This window comes from Hymenobacter sp. 5317J-9, from assembly GCF_022921075.1.
Classification (GTDB): Bacteria; Bacteroidota; Bacteroidia; order Cytophagales; family Hymenobacteraceae; genus Hymenobacter.
In genome coordinates, this window is the sequence record NZ_CP095050.1 from 2083919 (window position 1) to 2105535 (window position 21617).

The following is a 21617-nucleotide window of genomic DNA, read 5'->3' on the forward strand; positions in this document are numbered from 1 at the left end:
AAGTTGTAATTACACTTCCGCCAGCATTTCCCAACGGTCATTGAGTTGAGCCAGCTCCTTTTTTACCTGTTCAAATTTCATCGTTGCGTCTTTCAGCTGCGACGCATTCTCGTAGATTTTGGGGTCGGCAAGCTGCTTTTCGTAGCCAGCCAATTCCTTTTCCAATACGTCGATTTTAGCTTCGACTTCGGCCAGCTCTTTCAGGGCTTTTTTCTGGTCGGGCGAAGAGGTTTTGGCGGGCGTAGGGTCGGCTTTTTTCTCCTCCTTGGGCTGGGGTTTGTTGGCCGAAGGGCTGGGCAGGCCGGCTTTCTTGGCGGCCTTCTCGCGGTCTTCCTGCCACTGCTCGTACTCGACGTAGGTGCCGGGGTACTCTTTCAGCTGATAATCCTCGATAAACCAGATTTTGGTGGCCACGTTTTCCACGAAGTACCGGTCGTGGCTGATGACGATGAACGTGCCTTCGTACTGCTCCAGGGCCTGAATCAGGATGTTTACCGACACCATGTCCAGGTGGTTGGTCGGTTCGTCGAGCAGCAGGAAGTTGGCTTCCGAAATCAGGGTTTTGGCCAGGGCCACGCGGCTTTTCTCACCACCCGAGAGGACTTTGATTTTCTTGAAAACTTCCTCGCCAGTGAACAGGAAGGAGCCCAGCACCGAGCGCAATTCCATGTCGTTGCGCTTCGAGCCGGCCTCGCTCATCTCCTGCAGAATCTCGTTGTCGAGCGTGAGCGACTCCAGCTGGTGCTGGGCATAGAACGACATAATCACGTTGTGGCCCAGCTGGTGCTTGCCCGCGGTAGGCGCCTCGGTGCCGGCCACCAGGCGCATGAGCGTGGATTTGCCCTTGCCGTTGGCCCCGATGAGGGCAATTTTGTCGCCGCGCTCGATGTGCACGTTGGTGTCGCGGAAAATCAGTTTTTGGTCGTACTTCTTGGTCACGTGCTCCATGCGGAGGATGTGGCGGCCGGGCTCGACTTTGAAGGTGAACTTCATGTTGATTTTGGCGGCATCCTGGGCCACGTCCTCAATGCGCTCCAGCTTGTCCAGCGCCTTTACGCGGCTCTGGGCCTGCTTGGCCTTGCTGGCCTTGGCCTTGAAACGCTCGATGAAGCGCTCGGCCTGCCGAATCTGGGCCTGCTGGTTTTCAAAAGCTCCCTTCTGGATGAGGTTGCGCTCCTCTTTCTCTTCGAGGTAGTAGCTGTAGTTGCCGGCGTAGGGCACCAGCTTGCCGCCCAGCACCTCCACGGTGGTGTTGGTGGTGCGGTCGAGGAAGGCGCGGTCGTGGCTCACGATGATAACGGCGCCTTCGTAGTCAGCCAGGTAGTTCTCAATCCACTTAATGGAAGGCAAGTCCAGGTGGTTGGTCGGTTCGTCGAGGAGCAGGAGGGAAGGCTGCTGGAGCAGGATTTTGGCCAGCATCACGCGCATGCGCCAGCCACCCGAAAAGCTTTTCAGCGGCTTGGCCAGCTCTTCGGTGGTGAAGCCCAGGCCTTCGAGGATTTCCTCGGCGCGGGCCTGCATGGTGTAGCCGCCCAGGGCCTCAAATCGCTCCTGCATGGTGGCCAGCTTGTCCACCAAATCGTCGGAGTAGTCGGTTTCGAACTGCACCAGGATTTCGTCAATCTTCTTCTGCAAGTCCAGCGCTTCCTCAAACGCCTGCATGGCCACGTGCAGGATGCTCTCGTGCGTGTCGTAGCTCAGCAGGTCCTGGTTCAGGAAGCCCAGGCTCACGTCCTTGCTCATCGAAATCGAGCCTCCGTCGGCCTTGTACTCGCCCACCAACAGGCGCAACAAAGTCGATTTGCCGGTGCCATTGAGGCCAATGAGGCCGATTTTGTCCTTGGGCTTGATGTGCAGACTCGCGTTGTCGTAGAGCGTGCGGGAGCCAAAGTGGAAGTCGAGGTCGGAAATAGAAATCATGGGGTCGGGGGTATTCGGGGGCAAAGGTACGGAACCCCGGCCCGGCGTTTTTCGCTTCCGCCTGATTTCTGCCCGCCTGCCCCGGTCCGACGGCGCAGCCGTCTGACCGGTCGTCGTTGTTTATCGGCACGTTCTGATAACCTGACGGACCGGTCCGACGGCTAGGCCGTCGGACCGGAGCGCAGCCGGTGCTATTTCGGCAGCGGCGCCTCGTCTTTGCTTTCGCTCAGCTTCTGGGCCAGCTTCTGGGGCACGCCCACGTTGTCGAACAGGCCGCTCACCACGCTCTGCCGCCAGAGGGTGAACACCGAAAAGCGCGGCTCGCGCGTCGAAATCATCTTCCCGGTCACCAACTCGCCGCGCTTGCGCGGGTTCTGGTCGCGGATGACGATGACGTTGACCGCCTTTGAGATGACGCGCTTCAGCAGCGGCTTTTTAATTTCCTCGTCCTTATAGCCCAGCAGCTGCAGCTGCAGCCCGGTGTATTCGGCCCGCATGGTGCCGGTGGTGCCATGGCGGTCGGCCTTCATATCGAAGCGGATGCGCTGCACGTCGCCCTTCTTAAATTTCACCAGCCGCGTGGGCACGGTCATGGAATTCAGAATGCCGAACGGCGCCGGCCCAAACACGCCCCACACCCGGTGCTGCCCCCGCGGGTCGAGCGTATACATCGACACCTGCGCATCGAGGCGGCACTTATTCTGAAGGTAGGTGGTGGCCCGGCCCGTGAGTGGGGTGGCCGCGGTCTGGCGTTTGGGGTCGTTGCTGAGGTTGAAGAAGCTGCCCGTGAAGCGGTTGATGCTCATGGTGCCGGGCAGGGGCGTGAGGGGGCTGCGGTACCTGGTGGCAAGGGTGCCGCTCACGATGTCGAGCCGGCGCACGTCCACCGTCATGGGCAGGTTGCGCATTTCTTCGGGCGAAATCTTGGAGCGGTTGGGGTTGATGGGGCCGCGGCCGTCGGAGGCAATGCGCACCTGCGGGCGCAGCACCCGCACGCGGGCCACCCGCACGTCGGCGCGCCGCACCAGGCCCGGAAATTCTAATCCGCTGAACGTCAGAGACGGAATTTTGACGCGCACGGCGGGCACCTGGTAGCCCTTGTGCAGGTTCATGCCCACGGGCGAGTAGCGCGGCGTCAGGGCCAGTTGGTCGAAGCTGAATGTTTGGGCGTCGGTATCGAGGCGGGCGCGCTGGCTGGTGGCTCGGTAGTAGGGCGGGTCGAAAGGCGCCGAAATGAGGCCGGAGCTGGCTTTCCAAGCCCGGGCGTAGGCAATGCGCCGCGGCTCCAGCGCCGCCAGCGAGTCGATGCGGATGCCCCGGCCGGTGAGGTCGATGCCGTTGATTTCGGGCGAGTGGCGCAGGCCGCCAATCTGCAGGAAGCTGTGCCGAATGCGCAACTCGGCCAAATCGGTGCGCCGCACGGCTTTCGAGAGCAGCTTCCACACCGGTGGCGGCGCCTGCCTGGGCGGCGTAAAAGTGAGCCGGGCGCCCTCAATCAGCAGCGAGGAAGCCCGCAGCTGCCGCCGCTGCTGCACCTCGGCGGCATCGAAGCCGCGCAGCATCAGGCTGGGCAGGGTCAGGTCGACGCGTACCGCGCCGGGCTTGCCTTGGCCCGGTCCTGGCGGCCGCACGCGCACGGCGTTCAGGCCCAACGTGCCGGCCTCAGTTGAGAGCTTTAGCCCGCCCAGCTGCACAGCGTGGCCCGCTGCGGTAGCGTTGCTGCGGCCCAGCCCCAGCGTCCAGGCCTTGGCAAAAAAGAGTTTTTTGGCGTTCGGCGCTTGGCCGGAATCAAGGCGAATGGCGGTGCCAGCCAGCTCAATGCTGCGCATAACGGCGCGCAGGGCGTTGTCTTTCACCTGCAAAAAACCCTGGTGCACGGCCAGGTGCGCCAGGTCAATTTCACGGGCGTAGGTGCCGAGGCCCGCGCCGCCCGTGGCTTTTTGAGCCGCCGGCACCACGGTCAGCTGCGGGGCCTGCAGCAGTAGCGAATCGGCGCGGAAGGTGCGCTGGTGCAGCAGGCGGGCCGCCTTCAGCCCGGTGAGGCGCAGGCGGGGCAGCGCCAGGCTCACGCGCGGCAGGTTGCCCGGCACGGTGCTCCCCGGCTGCACCGCCACCGAATCAAGCTGGATTTCGCCGTCGGCGGTGGAAACCAGCAGGTGTTTGAACTGTAGGTGGTGGCCTTGCGCCCGGCCCTTCGCCTGCTGCAATAGTAGTCGCCAGTCGGTGGCGTAGGCCAGGCGCTGGGTATCGGCCGCCCCGGCGGGGCTGATGAGCAGGTCGTGTGCGCTCAGGTCGGCGCGGCGCAGTTGGGCGGCATCCGGCGTGCCGGGTAGGTATGCCACCTGGGTGTGCAGCAGGCCAAGGTAGCCGATGTCCAGCCCTTTCAGCTTGAGTGGCAGCTGCTCGTGCAGGGGTTTGCCGGCGTTGCGGGTGGGGCGCCGGGCCAGGGCCAGCACTTGAATAGTAGCCGAATCAAGCACGATACTGTCGACGGGCACCACGGCTTTGCGCAGCAGCGCCAGCAGGCCCACGCCCGTCACGTTGAGGCGAGCGGCATCGAGGCGCAGCCGCGGCAGGGTGTCGGCCACCTGGGCGGCGGGGCGCAGGCGCACGTTGCGCAGGCGCACGGCGCGCTGCCACAGGCTGGCTTCCAGCGCGCCGACGCGCAAGTGGTACTGGCCGTGGGTTTGGGTGCTCACCTGCTGTTCCAGCTTGCGGCGGAGCCAGGGGTCGAGGTAGTGCTGCACCAACAGCGCCGCGCCTAGCAGCAGGGCCACCACGCCCAGCAGCCACCACAGCCACGTTGGCACCCGCGAGGGTGCGGCCGGGGGCGCTGGGGACGAGGCGGAAGAGGGAGCGGTAACGACGGTTTCGGGCACGAGAGCAGGGCAAAGGATATCGTAACGCGAAAGGCTCCGGCGAGGATGGGCCGCGGCAGGGCTAAGTCGATATAAACCGGCATTTTGCCGACCGGCGCGCTCCGGAGAAGGCCGCAACGGCCCCAGTTGTTTTGCGCAATGCACTGCCGGCGTGAAGTATTTTTGGCGCCATGGCTACTTCACTTGCTCCCGACGCGTTGGGCCCGGCCGTATTGGCCACCGTGCGCCACGGCTATCAGTCCTCCAAAAGCCTGGCCGACCGGGCCTTGGCCCAAATTTCCGCCGCCGAATGGTTGCAGTGCCCCGCGCCCGGCTCCAACAGCGCCGCCGTCATTGTGCAACATATGGCCGGCAACCTGCGCTCACGCTTCACTGATTTCTTTACCTCCGACGGCGAAAAACCGAACCGCCGGCGCGACCAGGAGTTTGAAGAGCCCACCGCCGTGGCGGCCATTGCCCCGCTGCAAGGCGAGTGGGAAGCCGCTTGGCGCGTCCTCTTCGACCTTCTGGACCGCCTGCAGCCCGCCGACCTGCTGCGCACCGTCACCATTCGGGGCGAGGCGCACACGGTGCTGGCGGCCCTGCAGCGGCAACTCACCCACTACGCCTACCACACCGGCCAGCTGGTGCAACTGGCCAAGGGCCTGCGCGGCGAGGCGTTCAAGTCGCTGAGCATCCCGCGCGGGCAAAGCGAACAATTTAATCAGCAAATGACCCAACAGCATTGATGTCAGCCGGTTCTCAACTTTCTGCTGCAGCTTTCGGCGCGCCGCCCGTTTCCTCCGTACCCATTGCCATGCTTGCCATTACTTCCCTGCTCAGTCCGCCGCACGTATTGCGCATCAACGCCATCATCAAAAGCCTGGAAGAAAAGTTCGGCCTCGACGACGTGCAGGCCACCCTCGACCCGCACCTGACCTATCAGCTGGCCGGCGTCAAAAAGCTCAGCTCGCTGAAGAAAGTGCTGGCCGAAGTGGCCGCCACCACCGAGCCGTTTCCGGCCTTCACCACCGGCCTGGGCGTGTTTCCGGGCGAGCGGCCGGTCATCTACATCCCCGTGCTGCGCTCCGACGCCCTCAATGCGCTGCACCGCCGCATCCGCGAAGTCACCGCGCCGCTCTGCCTGCGCACCGATAAGTTCAGCGGGCCCGACTGCTGGCTGCCGCACATCTCGCTGGCCCTGCACGACACCACCGCCGACCTGCTGGGTCCCGTGCTGGCCTACCTCAACCAGGAAACCTACAACCTCAAAATCATCATCGACAACCTCGCCATCCTGCGGCAGGATGGCGAGCTGTTTGTGCGCGAGGAAGTATTTAAAATGGGGGCGAAGGTGCCGGCGTAGGGGCAGGTTTTCAGCAGAAATAAAAAAGTAAAAGGAACGTCATGCTGAGCCTGTCGAAGCATCTCTGCCGCAATAGTAATTAGTTATGTTGCGCGGTAGAGATGCTTCGGCTGCGCTCAGCATGACGTTCTTTTTTTCTCGTTACTCCACCGTGGGCGGAGTCTGCGTGCCGTTGTCGAGGCTTTGCCAGAGGTATTTGCAGGCCAGCGTGCGGTAGGGGCGCCAGGCTTCGGCAATGGCCAGCATGCGCTTTTGCAGGGCGCGGCCGGTTTCTTCCAGGCCGTAGAGCTTGCGCATGGCGTTCTGCACGCCGAGGTCGCCTTCGGAGAAAACGTCGGGCTGGTCGAGGGCAAACATTTGCAGCATCTGGGCCGTCCAGCGGCCCACGCCCCGAATGGCGGTGAGGTGCTGCGTGAAGGCTTCCTCCGATAGTCCGGTGAGGTGGTCGTAGTCGAGCAGGCCCCGCTCGTTGTACTCGGCAATGGCCTTGAGGTAGCCGGCTTTCTGGCGCGAGAGGCCCACGGCGCGCAGCTCGTCTTCAGATAGGGCCAGCACTTCGCGCGGCTCGGGGTAGCCCTCGGGCGGAAACAGGGATTGGAACCGCTTCCAGATGGCCGCCGCCGCCTTGGTCGAAATCTGCTGGCTCACGATGGCGCGCAGCAGGGCCAGGTACAGGTCTTCGTGGGGGCGCGGGTGAATTTCGCGGCCCCGGGCAATTAGCTGGCCCAGCAAGGGGTCGGCAGCGGTGAGGTATTCGATGGCGGCTTGGTTGAGCATCAAAACAGCGGAATGATGGAAGCGGAAGGCTACTCTAGTAAGTCTTCGATGTGAACAGGAATCAGAATGATGTCGAGCGGCCGGCCGGTAGGCGTGAGGCGCAGCCCCGTTAGGTTGCCGCCGAACACGGCGCCGGTGTCAATGTAGAGGCTGTTGGTGGCTTTGTCGAATTTCGGCTCGCCCTTGGTCATGGGGGTGTGGCCCACCACCTGCAGCTGCGGCAGGCGCCGGAGCGGCGTGCGGGTCCACAGCAGTCCGTCGGAGCTGTCGGGGTTGTAGGCCTGGTCGGAAGTGCTGATGCCGGCGTGGCTCACCAGCACGTGGTCGTTTTCCCAAAAAAGGGGGCGCTGTTCCAACCAGAGCAGGTGATGGGCCAGCAGGTCGGGGCGGGTACGGTATTGGTCGGTAGTGCTGTCGCCGCCCCAGTGCAGCCAGCCGGGGTAGGGGCCATCGGGGCCAAAATGGTGCAGCAGGGCATGCTCGTGGTTGCCCATGAGGAAGGTGGTCGAATCGGGGTACTGTTCGCTTAGTCGGCGGGCGGCCTCCACGGTTTCGGGTATGAAGGCGCCGCGGTCCACCAGGTCGCCCACCTGAATGAGGTGCTCGGTGGCCGGGTCCCAGCGCGTGAGCAGTTCCCGAAAGGTGTGGTAGCACCCGTGCACGTCGCCGATGATGAACAGATTCATAGAAAAAGTACGTCAGATGGCGGGTTTGGGTGCCGTCAGGCCGGGGCGTTTTTTAGTGTGACTTGACTGCGGGCTCCGAGCTGTTGGCCGGAGTGGGCTGCCCCACGCCCAGCCAGCGCACCAGCGGCCCAATGGTGAGCCCTTGGCCCACAATGGAAAAAACCACAATCACATACGTGACGCCCACTATCAACTCGCGCGGCATGGTGGGTGGCAAACTCAGCGCCAGCGCCACCGACAAGCCGCCCCGCAGCCCGCCCCAGGTGAGCACGGCCACGCCGTGGTCGGAAGGCTGGAACGTGGGCAGCAGCCGCAGAAACACCAGCGGTATCGACACGGCCACCCAGCGCGCCAGCAGCACCACCACAATGGCCGCCAGCCCCACCAGCACCGTGCGCCCCGGAATGTCGAGCACCAGCACTTCCAGCCCCATCAGCACAAACAGCAGCGCGTTCAGCACCTCGTCGACCAGCTCCCAGAACTTGTCCACGTAGTCCTGCGACTCGTTCGACATCACCCCGCGCTTGCGGCTGAAGTGGCCCACCAGCAGGCCGGCCATCACCATGGCCAGCGGCCCCGACGTGTGCAGGCGGGCGGCCAGCGCCGTGCCCCCGGCCACCACGGCCAGCGTCAGCAGCACTTCCACCTGGTAGTTGTCGATGGTGCGCAGCAGCCAGGCCGTGCCCAGTCCCAGCGCCGTGCCCAGGGCCAGCCCGCCGAGGGTTTCGCGGGCAAAAACGGCCAGCGCGTGGCCCACGGTGAAATCCTGCGTGCCCAACAGCGCCACTTCCAGCGTCACCACAAACAGCACTACGCCCACGCCGTCGTTGAACAGCGACTCACCCACAATCTTGGTTTCCAGCGACTTCGAAATGTTGGCCTTGGTCAGAATGCTGAGCACGGCAATGGGGTCGGTGGGCGAAATGAGCGCCCCGAACAGCAGGCAGTAGATAAACGGCGTGGGCAGGTCGAAGAGCGGCAGCAGAAAAAACATGGCCGTGGCCACCAGCACGGTGCTCACCGGCGTGCCCACCAGCGCCAGGGCGCCCACCGGCCAGCGCAGCTTGCCCAGCCGCCCGGCATCGACGTGAATGGCCCCCGCAAATAACAGAAAGCCCAGCATCACCTGCATCACGATGCGGCTAAAATCGAGCTTGCCCACCACGCCGGCCAGCTTCAGCACGGGCTGCACGTCAAACTTGGCCAGCAGTACCAACGTCAGCGACGCCGCCAGGCCCAGCACCATCAGCCCAATGGCCGGCGGCATGCGCAAAAAGCGGTGGTTGACGTAAGCAAAGCCGGCGGCGGTGACCAGCAGTAGCGCCAAAGCGTTGTATAAATCCATAGAAAAACGACTGAACAGAAAGTAGAGAGTAATGAACGAGAAGGTTGGGCTGCGCTTGAGCTTACGCAGTCACTCCGGCTTTCGCTCATTCGCCCAATGACGAAAGCGCCGTCTCCACGCGGGCCAGCATGGCATCGTTTACGTCCAGGTGCGTCACGAAGCGTATCCACTGCGGCCCAAAGCTGCTGGCCCGAATGCCCTGCCGCTCCAGCGCCGCCAGAAACCCGGCGGCCGGCTGGCGGTCGTGCAGCCGGAAGATGACGAGGTTGGTTTCGGGTGCCAGTACTTCGGCCACGTAGGGCTGGGCCTGCAGCACTGCGGCCAGCCGGGCCGCCCGGCGGTGGTCGTCGGCCAGGCGTGCCACGTTGTTTTCTAACGCGTAAATGCCCGCCGCGGCCAGGTAGCCGGCCTGCCGCCACCCGCCGCCCATCACCTTGCGGATGCGCTTGCACTTCTTGATAAAGGCAGCCGAGCCTAGCAGCACCGAGCCCACCGGCGTGCCCATGCCTTTGGAAAGGCACACCGAAATCGAGTCGAACAACTGCCCGTAGTCCTCACTGCGCTGCCCAGTAGCTACCAGCGCGTTGAAAATGCGGGCCCCGTCGAGGTGCCGGGCAATGCCGTGCCGCGTGGCCACCTCGCTGATGGCCCGCAGCTCGTCGAGCGCGTAGCAGGTACCGCCGCCGCGGTTGTGCGTGTTTTCGAGGGAAACCAGGCGGGTGGTGGGGTAATGCACGTTTTCGGGCCGGATGGCCGCTTCCACCTGCGCCGCCGTCAGGCGCCCGCGCTGCCCCGGCAGCAGTGCCACCGAGGCGCCCGAGTGAAACGCAATGCCGCCCACTTCCCACAAATAAATGTGCGACGTCTGCTCGCAAATCACCTCGCTCAGCGGCTCGGTGTGGGCTTTGATGGCAATCTGGTTGGTCATGGTGCCCGAGGGGCAAAACAAGCCGGCTTCGAGGCCGAAGCGGGCGGCGGCCATTTCCTCCAGGCGGCGCACGGTGGGGTCTTCGTCGTACACGTCGTCGCCCACCGGGGCGGCAAACATGGCTTCCAGCATGGCCGGCGTGGGCCGCGTCACGGTGTCGGAGCGCAGGTCAACAGTAGGAAGCGAAGCAGCAGTAGCAGTCATAGCAAAGGGTAAAACGAAAAAGCGGAATATGATAAAAAGGCGCTGTTTGGCGGGCCATGCAGGCCTTGGTGGCAAAAGTAGCCCCCAAACGGCCGGGCCGCTGCCGGGCCTCGAAAGCGCAGTAATCCAGCAAAATGCCTCATGGGCTTGCACTTTCAAAATGAAAGCCCTACTTTTGCCCTCCGTTTCGTAAGCTTAGACTTTAACCATCCCGGCACCATGTCCGTTACCCGCCTCAAGCGCAAGCACCGCAAGAACATTGCCCGCGCTAACAACAAACAGCACATCATCAAGGAATTGCTCCGCACGCCCGTTCTGAAAAACGTGGACATCGAGGAGCTGAAGTCGCGCTTTGCCACCACCGGTGGCGTGGCCGGTGCCGTGGCTGCCGTGAAGAAAACCGCCTCCGCTGCTGCCGACAAGGTGAAAGAAGTGGTGGCCGACGCCGTTGAAACCGTGAAAGAGGCTGTAACGCCCGCTACCGACGACACCGCCGCCAACGCCGAAGCTTTCGACGCCGCCGAAGCCGTAACCAAGCCCGTGAACGAAGACGGCCAGGAGGGCGAGCACCCCAAGCCCGAAATCGCGCTGTAATACCGCCGCCCTCGCCGAGTGAGCGGAGCCATCCGGCCCGCTTGCCGCGGCCAGTGCCTCATAATGTGAAAAGCCCCAGCTCTGCAAACGAGTCGGGGCTTTTTGGTTTGCGGGTGGCGCCGGGCTTGCGCTAGCCGGCCCGCTTGCCCAGCTCCACGGCCTGCAGCTCCACCACCCGGCCGGCCTCGATGCCGAAGCGCAGCAGCGTGCGCACCTGGTGGAAGCCGTGCCGCCCGGCCGCGCCCGGATTCAGGTGCAGCAGGCCCAGCTTTTTATCCGGCATCACGCGCAAAATGTGGGAGTGGCCGGTGATGAACAGGCCCGGCCGTGCCTCGGCCAGCAGGGGCCGGGCGGCGGGCGCGTAGTGCCCCGGGTAGCCGCCAATGTGCGTCATTAATACCCGAAGGCCTTCGACTTCAAACTGTTGCACCAGGGGTTGAGTGCGGCGCACGTCCGTGCCGTCGATATTGCCGTACACGCCCCGAAAGCGCGGCGCCAAGGCCTGCAGTTCGTCCACCACGCGGGCATCGCCAAAGTCTCCGGCGTGCCATATTTCGTCGCAGCCGCGCAGATGATGCGCAATTCGCTCGTCGAAGTAGCCGTGGGTGTCGGAAAGCAGGCCAATGCGTGTCATGCCGCAAAGATGCAGCGCTCCGGCAAATCGGCCGGGCCCCGTATCTTGCGCCCGCTGCCCAAAGCATCCCTCTCAATTTCTTTCTGATTTCGGCGGCCCCGTTGCCCGTTATCGTTTCCCCAAGCCGCTTTTCCCGATGAATATTTTCATCAACGACATCCCGCTGGTCATCAAAAAACTCAGCGAGAAAGTGTACAAGCACAAGTTCGACCTAGTGCTCAATCCCGACGATGACTTCACGTCGAAAGACTTGGTGGGCGACGTGCTGGTGAAAGACGCCGGCCCGCTGTTCATCGACCGCCTCCTGCGCCTGATGGAGGTGAAAAAGCTCAAAAAGCTGAAGTCGCTGACCATGCTGGTCAAAAAGAAAAAGCACGTCATCCTGCACCTCAAAGACCAGTTCAAAATTGCCAAAGCCGGCGGCGGATTGGTGGTGAAAGGCGACCAGGTGCTCATGATTTACCGCCTCGGCAAGTGGGACCTGCCCAAGGGCAAGCTCAAAAGCGACGAGGACACGGCCGCCGGCGCCCTGCGCGAGGTGGAAGAAGAAACGAACATCAAGCTCGAACTGGGCGAAAAGCTGCCCAGCACCTGGCACAGCTATGCCTACAAGGGCAACAAGATGCTGAAAAAGACCAATTGGTACCTCATGAAGTGTCTCGACGACAGCCTCATGAAGCCCCAAACCGAGGAGTACATCGAGGAAGTGCGCTGGATGTCGCCGCAGGAAGCCCTGGCCAAGCTTGAAGATTCCTACGCTTCCATTGCGCTGGTGGTGCGGTATTATCTCAGCCATATGACTGGGAAACAAGCCAAAGAGGCCTCCGCCACCGGAAAATAGCAGTATATTGCGGTCTATGCGACCGATTCTGGCAGGGCTATTGGCTACGATGATGGGAGTGGGTGCTTGTTCGGGCTCGCACGAGCCGGGGCACGCCACACTGTCGCGGGCTCCGGCGGCCCGGCCGGCCCAGCCGGGTGTCGACGTGCCCGCTCTGCTCAGCCTGAATATTGATGAGATGACCGCGCGGGTGGGGCCGCTGCTGCCCGTGCCAACCGGCTTTGTGGACCCCACCGTCACCTCCCAAAGCCAACGCAGCGGCCCCATCGACTCGATTGCCCTGTTCCGGAGCCGCGGGCTGGCCATGGTGGTGGCCTACGACAGCCGCTCGCGCGAGGTGAACGACCTGTTGCTGCTGGGCAGCAACGAAAGCGACCTCATGAACCGCGCCCGATTGCAGCTCGGGGCCGACCGCTACCTGGTGCTGCCGGTATTTCAGGAGCGGCGGCCCACCCAGCTGATGGGCCTGCGGGTGCTGCCCGTGGCCCTCAATCAGTAGGGCGCCGGCAGGAATTAGCTGCCGAGCGGTGGCATGGGGTAAGGCAGAAACGCATCCACATTGCCCCCGAAGCGGTGAATGTCGCGGATGATGGTGCTGCTCACCGCTCCCAGGGCGGGTGAGGTGAGCAAAAACACGGTTTCCAGGTCGGGATTGACGTGCTGATTGCCGTAGGCAATGGGCTTTTCGTATTCGAAATCGGGGCTGTTGCGCAGGCCGCGCAGCAGGTAGCGGGCACCCGTCTCGCGGGCAAATTCTGCGGTGAGACCCTTGAACGTGCGCACCGAGACGCGGGGCTCGTGCTCGAACACCCCCGCGATGAGGCCCACCATCTGCTCCACGGGCAGGTAGCGCTGCTTGCTGCTGTTGGTGCCAATGGCCACTATCACCTCGTCGAAAAGCTGTACGCCGCGCTGCACCACGTCGAGGTGCCCGTTGGTGAAGGGGTCGAAGGAGCCGGGGAAAATGGCGATGCGGGGCATGGGAATCAGGTAGGGTTCAGCAAAAATGCAGGCTGAACAGGTCGAAATACCGGTACTCGAACACATCGTTGAGGCGGTAGCTGTACTGCACGTTGCCGGGGCGCGGGCCGAAGCGTACGTTGCGCACATAGGTGCGCAGCAGACTGAAAATAGCCGAGTCGGGCATGAGCTCGCCCCACACGGTTACCTCGTCCTGGTCGGGGTCGAGGTGCAGCTCCTGCATCACGAGGATGGTGTAGTACACCACGTCCTCGGCCGTGGTGCAGGAAAACACATTGCAATATTCCAGGTGCTGGCCCAGCACCACCAGCGTCAGTTCCTGGGGGCCGGGGTTGAGGTAGAGGCGGCGCGGAGCCGCGGCCCCGCGCTGGTGCACCAGGCCGGCCAGCAGGGTGCTGGTGTGGTGCAGCAGGCGGCCGCTGGCGCCGTGCGTGGCCGCCAGCCAGTCGGCCTGGCGCGCGTCGGCCGCAAACACGTTCACCAGCTCCAGGCCCGGGTGGGTGGTGTGGCGCACGGTTTCGGCGGGGGAGGGGGCATGGTGCAGGCGCAGGGCCGCTTCTTCGTCGCCGGGCCGGAACAGGGGCGCGGGCAGCAGGGTGAAGCCGCGGCCCGTGACGGCGAGGCGCACGGCATTCCAGCCGCGCTGGCCCAGGCAGTCGTGCTGCACGGCCAGCGCCTCCAGCCCGCCGGCGGCCAGCGCATGCTCTTCCAGCAGCACAAACTTGTGCCGCTCCACGTCGACGGCGGCCAGCTGCAGGCGCGTGGGGCTGGCCATCGAGTAGAGGTTATAGGCCCCCAGGTTGGCGGGGTCGAAGGTTTCGTCGCGCAGGCGCAGCAGGGCGCCGGACGTGGCCGCCGAAGCGGAAGAAGCAGAAGAAACGGAGGCAGGCACGAATTCGAAGCGAAACAGGCCCAGTGGCCGGGGCTAAAGATAACGCTTCGGCTGCTGCCGAAGACAGAATGCGCGCAGAAGAATCCGGAAAGTAGCCGTCATCTGGCGCGCAGAACCTGGGCTCAGTCGTGTGCTCGGCAACTGTGCAAAGCAGGTGCTGCCGTCACGCGTGTAGGATAGCAGATGGCGTCGGTGCACCGGCTTAGCTCACACGAAGCGCACTTGCGGCACAAACACGTCGTCGGTGCTGAGAATGTGCTGCAGCACGGGGTGCACCTGGGCCGGGGGCAATTGCAGCAGCTGCCGCGGCGTGAGCCAGGCCAGGTCGACGAGCAATTGCTGGTCGGTGGCGTGCTCGGGGTCGTGGCCGAGCTGGGGCTGGGCCGCGCCGTCGGCCAGCACTTCAAAAAACAGCTCCAGCGCCTGCAGCTTGTCGGTGCTGAATTCGTGCAGGTGCAAAAACCGGCCTACCTGCACCGTAAGGCCGGTTTCTTCGTGAAACTCGCGGACGAGCGCCGCCTTCAGGCTTTCACCAAACTGCCAGCCACCGCCGGGCGGCGACCAGAAGGGGGCGCCGTGGGGCAGCAGGCCCCGGTGGCCCGCCAGCAGCAGGGCCCCGTCGCGGAGCAGCAGCCCACCTGCTCGCACCCGCACGCGGCCCGCATAGGCGGCCAGCAGGGCATCGGGGGAGGAGGGAGTAGAATCGAACATGGGTGTGGGGTGGTGCGGGGCGTGTTCGAGTGGCAGGAGCGCCTTCGTGTACGGCTAACGCCGGGCAAACGACATTGTTTTGAGCCCCACCCTAAAATAGTAGGCCCGACAGTGACGCGCTAGGTGGTGTGGCGGCGCTGACGCCAGCGCCGCAGCCGGCTCAGAATGACGCCGACGAGCACCACCACCAGCCCCGCGGCCAGCAGTGGCAGCAGCAGCGTAAGCACCACTCCACCCACGGCCACGGTGTTTTCCACGGTGGCCAGCACGGGATTGGCCAGGCCGCCCGTGGTGGCGGTGGAGGCGCCGCGCAGTAGGGCGGTGCCGGTTTGCACCAGGCCCGCCGTGCCGCCTCCCACCAGCACGCCCAGCGTCCAGCGCAGGGTGGGGTCGAGGTGGGGCAGGGCAGAAGTCATGAGGATGGTACCGGCCACGAACGACGCTGGGGTGGTGAGGGTGTCGAGCAAGTGGTCGACCACCGGAATGTAATAACCGGCTATTTCGGCTAGCGTGGCCACGGCCAGCGTGAGCAGGGCCGCCCAACTCCCCAACCACGCAAACCCCGCCGCAGGCGTGAGGTAGCCCGTGTGATACGCCAGGCTGGCCGCTAGCAGCGGCACAAATACCCGAAAGCCGCTACACGCCGCCAGGCCCACTCCCAGCGCCAGGGCCACCCCATACTGCATTGCCGAAACGTGTTCCATGAAGCAAATAGGTTAAATGCGAAATGCACCGGGCAAAGCGGGCAGGGCCACTAGCCAGTACCTTTGCCCGGTGCGGGCTTCCTGTGCCACCACAACACTCGCAAGGCGCTTTTGGAGTATTAAGAAGTTCTAGGGCTTATGCGAAAGTACAAGCCCGTACAAAACCGTGGCCGTCCATTTTTCTTCAAGCAAACATAACCGATTCCCGTGTCCCTCAATCCTTTCGAACCTACTACTGCCGCCCCCGACCTCGAAGCCCGCATCCGTCGCAAACTCACGCGCCAGCGCTTCATGCACCTCATCGGGGCCGACTTGACGGTGATAACCCCGGGCCGGGTAGAGGCCGAACTCATCTTGGGCGAGCAGCACCAGCAGCAGCGCGGCTTTGCCCACGGCGGCCTCATCGCCACCATGGCCGATTTGGTGGCCGGCTTTGCCGGCGTCACGCTCATTCCCGACGACCACAGCCTGGTGACTTCCGACCTGAAAATTTCTTACCTGCACCCCGGCGTGGGGCAGAAATTAAAAGCCATCGGTTGGGTGTTGAAAGCCGGGCGCCGCCTTCAGTTTTGCGAAGCAGAGGTGTGGTGCGACGACCTGCTCATTGCCAAAGCCAGCGGCACCATGGTGGTGATTGAACCACAGAGCTAGATGAAGCCATCATCTCGCATTCGCGGCTAGCATTTCATTTTTAGCAGCTACAAGCATCCATGCTCTCCCTCCGCACCCCCTCGGTCCGCGACTATTTCCCCTACGAACCCACCGAGGACCAGGCGCAGCTGTTCACGCAGCTCGACGCTTTTTTGAAAGACCAACTGCCGGGGCGCAAGATTTTTGTGTTGCGCGGCTACGCCGGCACCGGCAAAACCACCGTGGTAAGCGCCCTGGTGCAGTGGCTGCACAAGTTGCAGCGCAAGTACACGCTCATGGCACCCACCGGCCGCGCCGCCAAGGTGATGGCGGGCTACGCCGGCGTGCCGGCCAGCACCATTCACAAGAAAATCTACCGCCAAACGTCGGGCGCGCCTTCTGAGCGGCTCAACTTCCAGCGCCAGCCCAACCGGACGGAGCAAACGCTGTACATCGTGGACGAGGCCTCGATGATATCGGACGAGAAAGCGTTTGGCGAAAACGGTTTGCTCGATGATTTGATGGGCTTTGTGTTTGAGAAAACCAGCAACAAGCTGCTGCTCATCGGCGATACGGCGCAGCTGCCGCCCGTGGGCCAGCTCCTGAGCCCGGCCCTCGACCCCGATTTGCTGGCGCACCGCTTCCGGGCCACGGTGGGCAGCGTGGAGCTGCGCCAGGTGATGCGCCAGGCCCAGCAGTCGGGCATCTTGGTGAACGCCACGGAGCTGCGCGAGGAGCTGCGCGAGGAGGCCCCTAACATTCAGCTGCATACCAAGGGCTTTCGCGACATTTTTAAGATGGGCGGCGACAAGCTGGAGGACGGCCTGCGCTGGGCCTACCGCAACTTCGGGCACGAAAACACCACCATCATCTGCCGTTCCAACCGCAACGCCAACCAATATAACCAGCTCATTCGGCGGGCGTTGTTTGATGCGGAGGAGGAGATTGAGGGCGGCGACTACCTGATGGTGGTGCGCAACAACTACTTCTGGCTGCCCAAAGACTCCGAAATCGGCTTCCTGGCCAACGGCGACTTTCTGGAAATCCGCAAGGTCATCCGGCGGGAGGAGATGTACGGCTTCCACTTTGCGCAGGCCCACGTGCGCCTCGTGGACTATCCCGACGAGCCCGAAATCGAAGTTAAGCTGCTGCTCGACACCCTGCACACCGAAAGCCCGGCCCTGCCCTCCGACCGCAACAACGCCCTGTATATGGCCGTGAGCGAAGACTACGCCCACCTCAAAACCAAGGCCGAGCGCTACAAGGAAATGCGCAAAGACCCGTACCTGAACGCCTTGCAGGTGAAGTTTGCCTACGCCCTCACCTGCCACAAGGCGCAGGGCGGGCAGTGGCAGGCTGTGTTTGTCGACCACGGTTTTCTGAAACCCGACGAGCCGCTGGCGGGCGAGTTTGCGCGCTGGCTGTACACGGCCATCACGCGCGCCTCGGAGCGGCTTTTTTTGCTCAATTTCCAGCAAAAGCTCATCAGCGACCCCGTGGAGGAGGAATAGTGTCGGCGGTTTTTGTTCTGCTTTTCAGTGGTTTAGATGCTGGATGGAATGAAATGGCCCAGCGGCGGGTTCCTTTAACTTCATGGGTTCTTCAGAGGCGGCCTCTAGTTTGGTCGTAAATTTGTGAGTCCCTGCGAAACCGCTAAATTTGTTATAACCCAACCCTTCTCAACCAATCGTAAAAAGCCTCAACTCATGAAAAAAACCTTGCTCCTCGCCCTGAGCCTGACGGCTGCCGCCCTCTCGGCACAAGCCCAGGCGCCGGCCGCCAAAGCTGGCCAGACGGCCGGCCCCGCCATCACGTTCGAAGAGTCGAAATATGACTTCGGTTCTGTCGTGCAGGGCGGCACCGTGGACCACACCTTCAAGTTCAAGAACACCGGCACCGCGCCCCTCATCATCTCCAACATTGGCGTGAGCTGCGGCTGCACCACCCCGGAGTGGACCAAAGACCCCGTGGCTCCCGGCAAAACCGGCACCATCTCGGCCCACTTCAACTCGACCGGCAAAATGGGCATGCAGAACAAAGTGCTGACCATTGAGTCGAACGCCACCGCCGGTGCCGCCACCGTGTCGCTGGTAGGCGAAGTGAAAGACCCCACCGTGGCCTCGAACGCCGCTCCGGCCATGAAAGTAGAAGCCTCAGGCGGCGCCTCGGTGCGCCCCGAAGCCAAAAAAGTGAAAGAGAAAGCCGGCGACACCAAGGTGAAAGCCAAAGTGAAGTAATCTTCGCGCTGAATAATAAAAAGGGCGGCCCGCATCAGCAGGCCGCCCTTTTTTTGTGCGCTACGGTCGGGCCGGCGGCCTACAGCTCGCGCACGGCCAGCACCAAGCTCAGCCAGCCGGCCACAAACAGCAGCCCGCCGAGGGGGGCCACCGCGCCCAGCTTGGTGATGCCCGTGAAGCACAGCGTGTAGAGCGAGCCGCTGAACAGCACAATGCCGCCCAGCCACAGCCAGCCGGTGGTGCCCAGGCTGCGCAGCTCGGGGCGGGCGGCCCAGAGCACACCCACCGCCACCATGGCCAGCACGTGGTAGAACTGGTAGCGCACGGCGGTTTCGAAAGTGTCGAGGCGGCCGGCTTTGGCCAGCGTGTCGTGCAGGGCGTGGGCCCCGAAGGCGCCAATGGCCACGCCCAGGGCGCCAAACACGCCGGCGAGTTGCAACAGAAGTCGAGCAGTCATAACAGAGCAAAAAGGTAAGCAGAACGAGCCGCAAAGGTACACCGGGCCGCCGGCGCGAACTCAGATTTGCCGCTTCAGGCGCAGCGACACGGTGTGAAGGTCGCCGTTTTGCCGGCGCAGCACCATAAAAAGGGAGCGGCCATCTTCGGACCGCAGCATGCGGCTGAGCTGGGTGAGCGAAAAGGCCTCGACGGGCAGGAAATTGATGCTGAGCAGTTCCTCTGTGGGCTCGATGCCGGCCACGTAGGCCGGCGAGTCGGGCTCGACGCGCAGCACCACGAAGCGGTGGTAGTCGGGGCCGGTGGCCAGCAGGTCGAGGCCGCACATGTCGTGCTCGAAGGGCTCGTTCAGGCGCAGGTTGGGGCGCAGCAGCAGGCGCTGGTGCGGGTAGTCGATGACGAGGGAAAAGCGCTTGAGCAGCTCGTAGCCCACGTTGCCGTTGCGGGGCACGTCCACGCGGCGGTGCACGTCGGCCTCATCAGGGAACGAGGTAAGCACCGACCGGAGCTGGTGCCGGCCCAGCTGCAGGGACGGCACCCGGCCCAGGTAGCCGCGCACCACGCCGCCCAGGCCCTGGCCGAGCTCGGCAGGCAGGCGCCGGGCGGGGCCCCGCATGCGCGGGTCCGAGTCGGTTTCGAGCGACAGGGCGTGGCTGGCGCCGGTGTCGAGCACCAGCTTCAGGTCCATGGTCAGGGAGTCGCTGAGCTGCACGGGGGCCGTGAAATAGGCCTTGCCTTTCTCGAGCGACAGCGGCAGGCTTGACCAGCGCCGGCCCTTGGGGGCCTGGTAGGTGGCCGGGTCGCTCAGCATCATGTTCTGCTCTTCGGTGTGCAGTGCCACCACAAAGCTGCGAAACAGCTCGGAGCCCAGAATGCCGTGGATGGGCGTGCCCACGTAGCCCGAGAGGTTGAGCACGTCGCTTTCGAGCACCAGCGGGGCCAGGCAGGGGGCCTCCACGCCGCCGAGGGTCACGCGCACGTCGTTGGTCTGGTAGGCCATCAGGCCGATGTCGGAGCCGCCCGCGCCCACCACCCGGTACCGCTCGCCGTGCTTCAGGCCCAGCGAATCGGCCACGGTGGGCGACGTGATGATGGTGGTGGCCACGCCCGTGTCGAGCAGAAAGTTAAAAGGCCCCAACCCGTTGAGCTGGCAGCTCACCACCAGCAGGTTGCGCTGCACCTGGATGGGCACTTTGGCCTCTTGCCGCTTGGGGTTGCGAAACACAAACGGCGCGGCGGCCGGCTGCGCGTGCGCAAGCTGGCCCATTTCCCCGCCAAAGACGAGGAAAACCACCAACCAGATGATGCGCGCAACCAGCATGGCCAAACAAGTGCTACCGAGGCGGTAAAGTAAGCGCAAAGATGCGCCACCACCGCAAAGGCCGCCTTAGTCCGGCAGCTCCCAGGTGCCGGCCGGGTCGTAGCGCAGCGCGCCGCCGCCAATGTGCAGGGGCGCCGCCACGTTGTTGTGGTAGAGCTGGCCCGTGCCCAGGCCCTGCGCAAAGCCGCGCACGTCGTATTCGCCCGTGAGCTGGGCCACGGCGTTGAGGCCGACGTTGGACTCCAGCGCCGACGTAATCCACCAGCCGATGCCGCGCGCCTCGGCCAGCGCAATCCAGCGGCGGGTGGCCGCGTGCCCGCCCAGCAGCGTGGGCTTTAGGACCACGTAGGCCGGGCGCACCGCGTCGAGCAGCGCGGCCTGGCGGGCCGGGTCTTCCACGCCGATGAGCTCTTCGTCGAGGGCAATGGGCAGGGGCGAGGTGCGGCATAATTCAGCCAATGCGTCGGTTTGGCCGGCCGCGATGGGCTGCTCGATGGAGTGAATGCTGAAAGCGGCCATCTGCGCCAGCTTGTGCGGGGCGTCGGCCGGGGCAAAGGCGCCGTTGGCGTCCACGCGCAGCGTGAGGCGTTCGGGGCCGGCCGCGGCCCTGATTTCGGCCAGCAGGCTCAGCTCCGTCTCGAAATCCAGGCTGCCGATTTTGAGCTTCAGGCAGTCGTAGCCCGCCGCCAGCTTCTGCCCAATCTGCTCGCGCATGAAGGGGGCGTCGCCCATCCACACCAGCCCGTTGATGGGCAGCGCGGCCTCGCCGCGGCTGAAGGCGTTGTCGTAGAGCTGCCGTCGCCCGGCGCGGGCCAGGTCGAGCAGGGCCGTTTCGAGGGCAAACACCAGCGACGGCAGGCCCGGCCCCACGAAGGCCGGCGCATCGGCCACGTCGAAGGCCGCAAACCCGGCCGCGTTGAACCGCTCGCAGAGCCGGGCCACGGCGGCCGGGAAATCGGGGCCGTATTCCGGGCTGAGGCCGGCCAGGGGCGCGGCCTCGCCCAGCCCCGCGGCGTCGGGATGGGCGTCGTGGGTGAGGTGCAGGTACCAGGCCACGTGTTCGGCCAGGGCGCCGCGCGAGGTGCGGGCCGGAAAGTTGAAGCGCAGGGCGCGATGCAAAAAGCGGAGGCGAAGCATGCCGCAAAGATGCGCGACAAGCTTCGCCTCCGCTTGCGGAAGGCAGGGCCCGAAATTACTTGGTGCCCGAAGTATTGGTCTTGCCCCGACGGCTCACCAAGCCGCCCTTGCGGCCGGCGTCGCGGGCCTCTTCGGCCGAAAAGCGGTGGCCGCGGCCGCTGGCGTGCGAAGCCTTGCCGCCCTCGCTGGCGATGCGCCGCTGGGTTTCGGGGCTCATGGCGGCGAAACCGCGGCGGCTTTTGGTGCCCACGCGGTTAGCAGGGCGGGTGGCCGACTTGGCGGCGGCAGGGGCGGAAGTGGAAGCTGTTGCCATAGTGGTGGTGTGAGAAGGGATTGAGTGAAAACAATTAGCAACTGCAATGGTAGGAACCCATACGCCGTAATCCTACCCTTAT

Annotated in this window: 23 protein-coding genes; 8 read left to right on the top strand and 15 right to left on the bottom strand. The window is 64.1% G+C overall.

Annotated elements, in window-relative coordinates; genetic code table 11:
* Positions 1-9 precede the first annotated feature (9 nt).
* Both abc-f and MUN81_RS08685 read right to left on the bottom strand, forming a co-directional pair.
* Positions 10-1920, bottom strand: a complete 1911-nt coding sequence (gene abc-f, locus MUN81_RS08680) for a ribosomal protection-like ABC-F family protein (protein WP_245116904.1) — start codon at positions 1918-1920, stop codon at positions 10-12.
* Between the two features lie 191 nt (positions 1921-2111).
* Positions 2112-4799 carry a hypothetical protein gene (locus MUN81_RS08685; protein WP_245116905.1) on the bottom strand — a complete coding sequence of 896 codons (2688 nt, stop codon included), beginning with the start codon at positions 4797-4799 and terminating at the stop codon, positions 2112-2114.
* A 170-nt stretch (positions 4800-4969) separates the two neighbouring features.
* Between MUN81_RS08685 and MUN81_RS08690 the strand changes: the two genes are divergently transcribed.
* On the top strand, positions 4970-5527 hold the full coding sequence (locus MUN81_RS08690) for a DUF1572 family protein (RefSeq protein WP_245116906.1): 558 nt from the start codon (positions 4970-4972) through the stop codon (positions 5525-5527).
* A gap of 68 nt (positions 5528-5595) precedes the next feature.
* On the top strand, positions 5596-6144 hold the full coding sequence (locus MUN81_RS08695; protein ID WP_245116907.1) for a 2'-5' RNA ligase family protein: 549 nt from the start codon (positions 5596-5598) through the stop codon (positions 6142-6144).
* 141 nt (positions 6145-6285) lie between these two features.
* On the opposite strand, the gene MUN81_RS08700 is transcribed toward MUN81_RS08695, so the two are convergent.
* The 4 genes from MUN81_RS08700 to MUN81_RS08715 all read right to left on the bottom strand — a co-directional run bounded on the left by MUN81_RS08700 (position 6286) and on the right by MUN81_RS08715 (position 10084).
* Positions 6286-6921, bottom strand: coding sequence for a DNA-3-methyladenine glycosylase 2 family protein (locus tag MUN81_RS08700; protein ID WP_245116908.1), 636 nt, complete (start codon positions 6919-6921; stop codon positions 6286-6288).
* Positions 6922-6950: 29 nt separating this feature from the next.
* A complete protein-coding gene (locus MUN81_RS08705) occupies positions 6951-7607 on the bottom strand; it encodes a metallophosphoesterase (protein ID WP_245116909.1) in 657 nt (218 codons plus the stop codon).
* Between the two features lie 52 nt (positions 7608-7659).
* Positions 7660-8952: a sodium:proton antiporter gene (locus MUN81_RS08710; protein WP_245116910.1), complete on the bottom strand. Its 1293-nt coding sequence runs from the start codon at positions 8950-8952 to the stop codon at positions 7660-7662.
* A gap of 85 nt (positions 8953-9037) precedes the next feature.
* Positions 9038-10084: a GntG family PLP-dependent aldolase gene (locus MUN81_RS08715; RefSeq protein WP_245116911.1), complete on the bottom strand. Its 1047-nt coding sequence runs from the start codon at positions 10082-10084 to the stop codon at positions 9038-9040.
* A 219-nt stretch (positions 10085-10303) separates the two neighbouring features.
* On the opposite strand from MUN81_RS08715, the gene MUN81_RS08720 reads away from it, so the two are divergent.
* Entirely contained in the window at positions 10304-10678 is a 375-nt protein-coding gene (locus MUN81_RS08720) for a hypothetical protein (RefSeq protein ID WP_245117453.1), read from the top strand.
* Positions 10679-10808: 130 nt separating this feature from the next.
* On the opposite strand, the gene MUN81_RS08725 is transcribed toward MUN81_RS08720, so the two are convergent.
* Complete coding sequence (locus MUN81_RS08725) at positions 10809-11312, bottom strand: metallophosphoesterase family protein (protein WP_245116912.1); 504 nt, start codon at positions 11310-11312, stop codon at positions 10809-10811.
* A 136-nt stretch (positions 11313-11448) separates the two neighbouring features.
* Here MUN81_RS08725 and MUN81_RS08730 point away from each other — a divergent pair, with 136 nt between their 5' ends.
* Together MUN81_RS08730 and MUN81_RS08735 are read left to right on the top strand one after the other, a co-directional pair.
* A complete protein-coding gene (locus MUN81_RS08730) occupies positions 11449-12153 on the top strand; it encodes an NUDIX domain-containing protein (protein WP_190921903.1) in 705 nt (234 codons plus the stop codon).
* Between the two features lie 16 nt (positions 12154-12169).
* Positions 12170-12652, top strand: coding sequence for a hypothetical protein (locus MUN81_RS08735; RefSeq protein ID WP_245116913.1), 483 nt, complete (start codon positions 12170-12172; stop codon positions 12650-12652).
* 14 nt (positions 12653-12666) lie between these two features.
* On the opposite strand, the gene coaD is transcribed toward MUN81_RS08735, so the two are convergent.
* The 4 genes from coaD to MUN81_RS08755 all read right to left on the bottom strand — a co-directional run bounded on the left by coaD (position 12667) and on the right by MUN81_RS08755 (position 15441).
* The gene (gene coaD, locus MUN81_RS08740; protein ID WP_245116914.1) at positions 12667-13134 is read right to left on the bottom strand and encodes a pantetheine-phosphate adenylyltransferase; all 468 of its coding nucleotides are present in this window, start codon (positions 13132-13134) and stop codon (positions 12667-12669) included.
* Between the two features lie 16 nt (positions 13135-13150).
* The gene (locus MUN81_RS08745) at positions 13151-14026 is read right to left on the bottom strand and encodes a DUF3822 family protein (RefSeq protein ID WP_245116915.1); all 876 of its coding nucleotides are present in this window, start codon (positions 14024-14026) and stop codon (positions 13151-13153) included.
* Between the two features lie 207 nt (positions 14027-14233).
* Positions 14234-14737, bottom strand: coding sequence for an NUDIX hydrolase (locus MUN81_RS08750; protein WP_245116916.1), 504 nt, complete (start codon positions 14735-14737; stop codon positions 14234-14236).
* Between the two features lie 119 nt (positions 14738-14856).
* The gene (locus MUN81_RS08755; protein ID WP_245116917.1) at positions 14857-15441 is read right to left on the bottom strand and encodes a DUF4126 domain-containing protein; all 585 of its coding nucleotides are present in this window, start codon (positions 15439-15441) and stop codon (positions 14857-14859) included.
* Between the two features lie 207 nt (positions 15442-15648).
* Here MUN81_RS08755 and MUN81_RS08760 point away from each other — a divergent pair, with 207 nt between their 5' ends.
* The 3 genes from MUN81_RS08760 (at position 15649) to MUN81_RS08770 (ending at position 18308) form a co-directional block, all read left to right on the top strand.
* The gene (locus MUN81_RS08760; protein WP_245116918.1) at positions 15649-16092 is read left to right on the top strand and encodes a PaaI family thioesterase; all 444 of its coding nucleotides are present in this window, start codon (positions 15649-15651) and stop codon (positions 16090-16092) included.
* 59 nt (positions 16093-16151) lie between these two features.
* Positions 16152-17582, top strand: a complete 1431-nt coding sequence (locus tag MUN81_RS08765) for an AAA family ATPase (RefSeq protein WP_245116919.1) — start codon at positions 16152-16154, stop codon at positions 17580-17582.
* Positions 17583-17777: 195 nt separating this feature from the next.
* Positions 17778-18308 (top strand): DUF1573 domain-containing protein, encoded by a 531-nt coding sequence (locus MUN81_RS08770; protein WP_245116920.1) that lies wholly within the window; start codon positions 17778-17780, stop codon positions 18306-18308.
* 79 nt (positions 18309-18387) lie between these two features.
* Here the strand turns inward: MUN81_RS08770 and MUN81_RS08775 are convergent, their stop codons facing one another.
* The 4 genes from MUN81_RS08775 to MUN81_RS08790 all read right to left on the bottom strand — a co-directional run bounded on the left by MUN81_RS08775 (position 18388) and on the right by MUN81_RS08790 (position 21535).
* Positions 18388-18765, bottom strand: coding sequence for a DUF423 domain-containing protein (locus MUN81_RS08775; RefSeq protein WP_245116921.1), 378 nt, complete (start codon positions 18763-18765; stop codon positions 18388-18390).
* A gap of 60 nt (positions 18766-18825) precedes the next feature.
* A complete protein-coding gene (locus tag MUN81_RS08780; RefSeq protein WP_245116922.1) occupies positions 18826-20085 on the bottom strand; it encodes an aspartyl protease family protein in 1260 nt (419 codons plus the stop codon).
* Positions 20086-20151: 66 nt separating this feature from the next.
* The gene (locus tag MUN81_RS08785) at positions 20152-21222 is read right to left on the bottom strand and encodes an o-succinylbenzoate synthase (RefSeq protein ID WP_245116923.1); all 1071 of its coding nucleotides are present in this window, start codon (positions 21220-21222) and stop codon (positions 20152-20154) included.
* A 55-nt stretch (positions 21223-21277) separates the two neighbouring features.
* Positions 21278-21535 carry a KGG domain-containing protein gene (locus tag MUN81_RS08790; protein ID WP_245116924.1) on the bottom strand — a complete coding sequence of 86 codons (258 nt, stop codon included), beginning with the start codon at positions 21533-21535 and terminating at the stop codon, positions 21278-21280.
* Between the last annotated feature and the right edge of the window lie 82 nt (positions 21536-21617).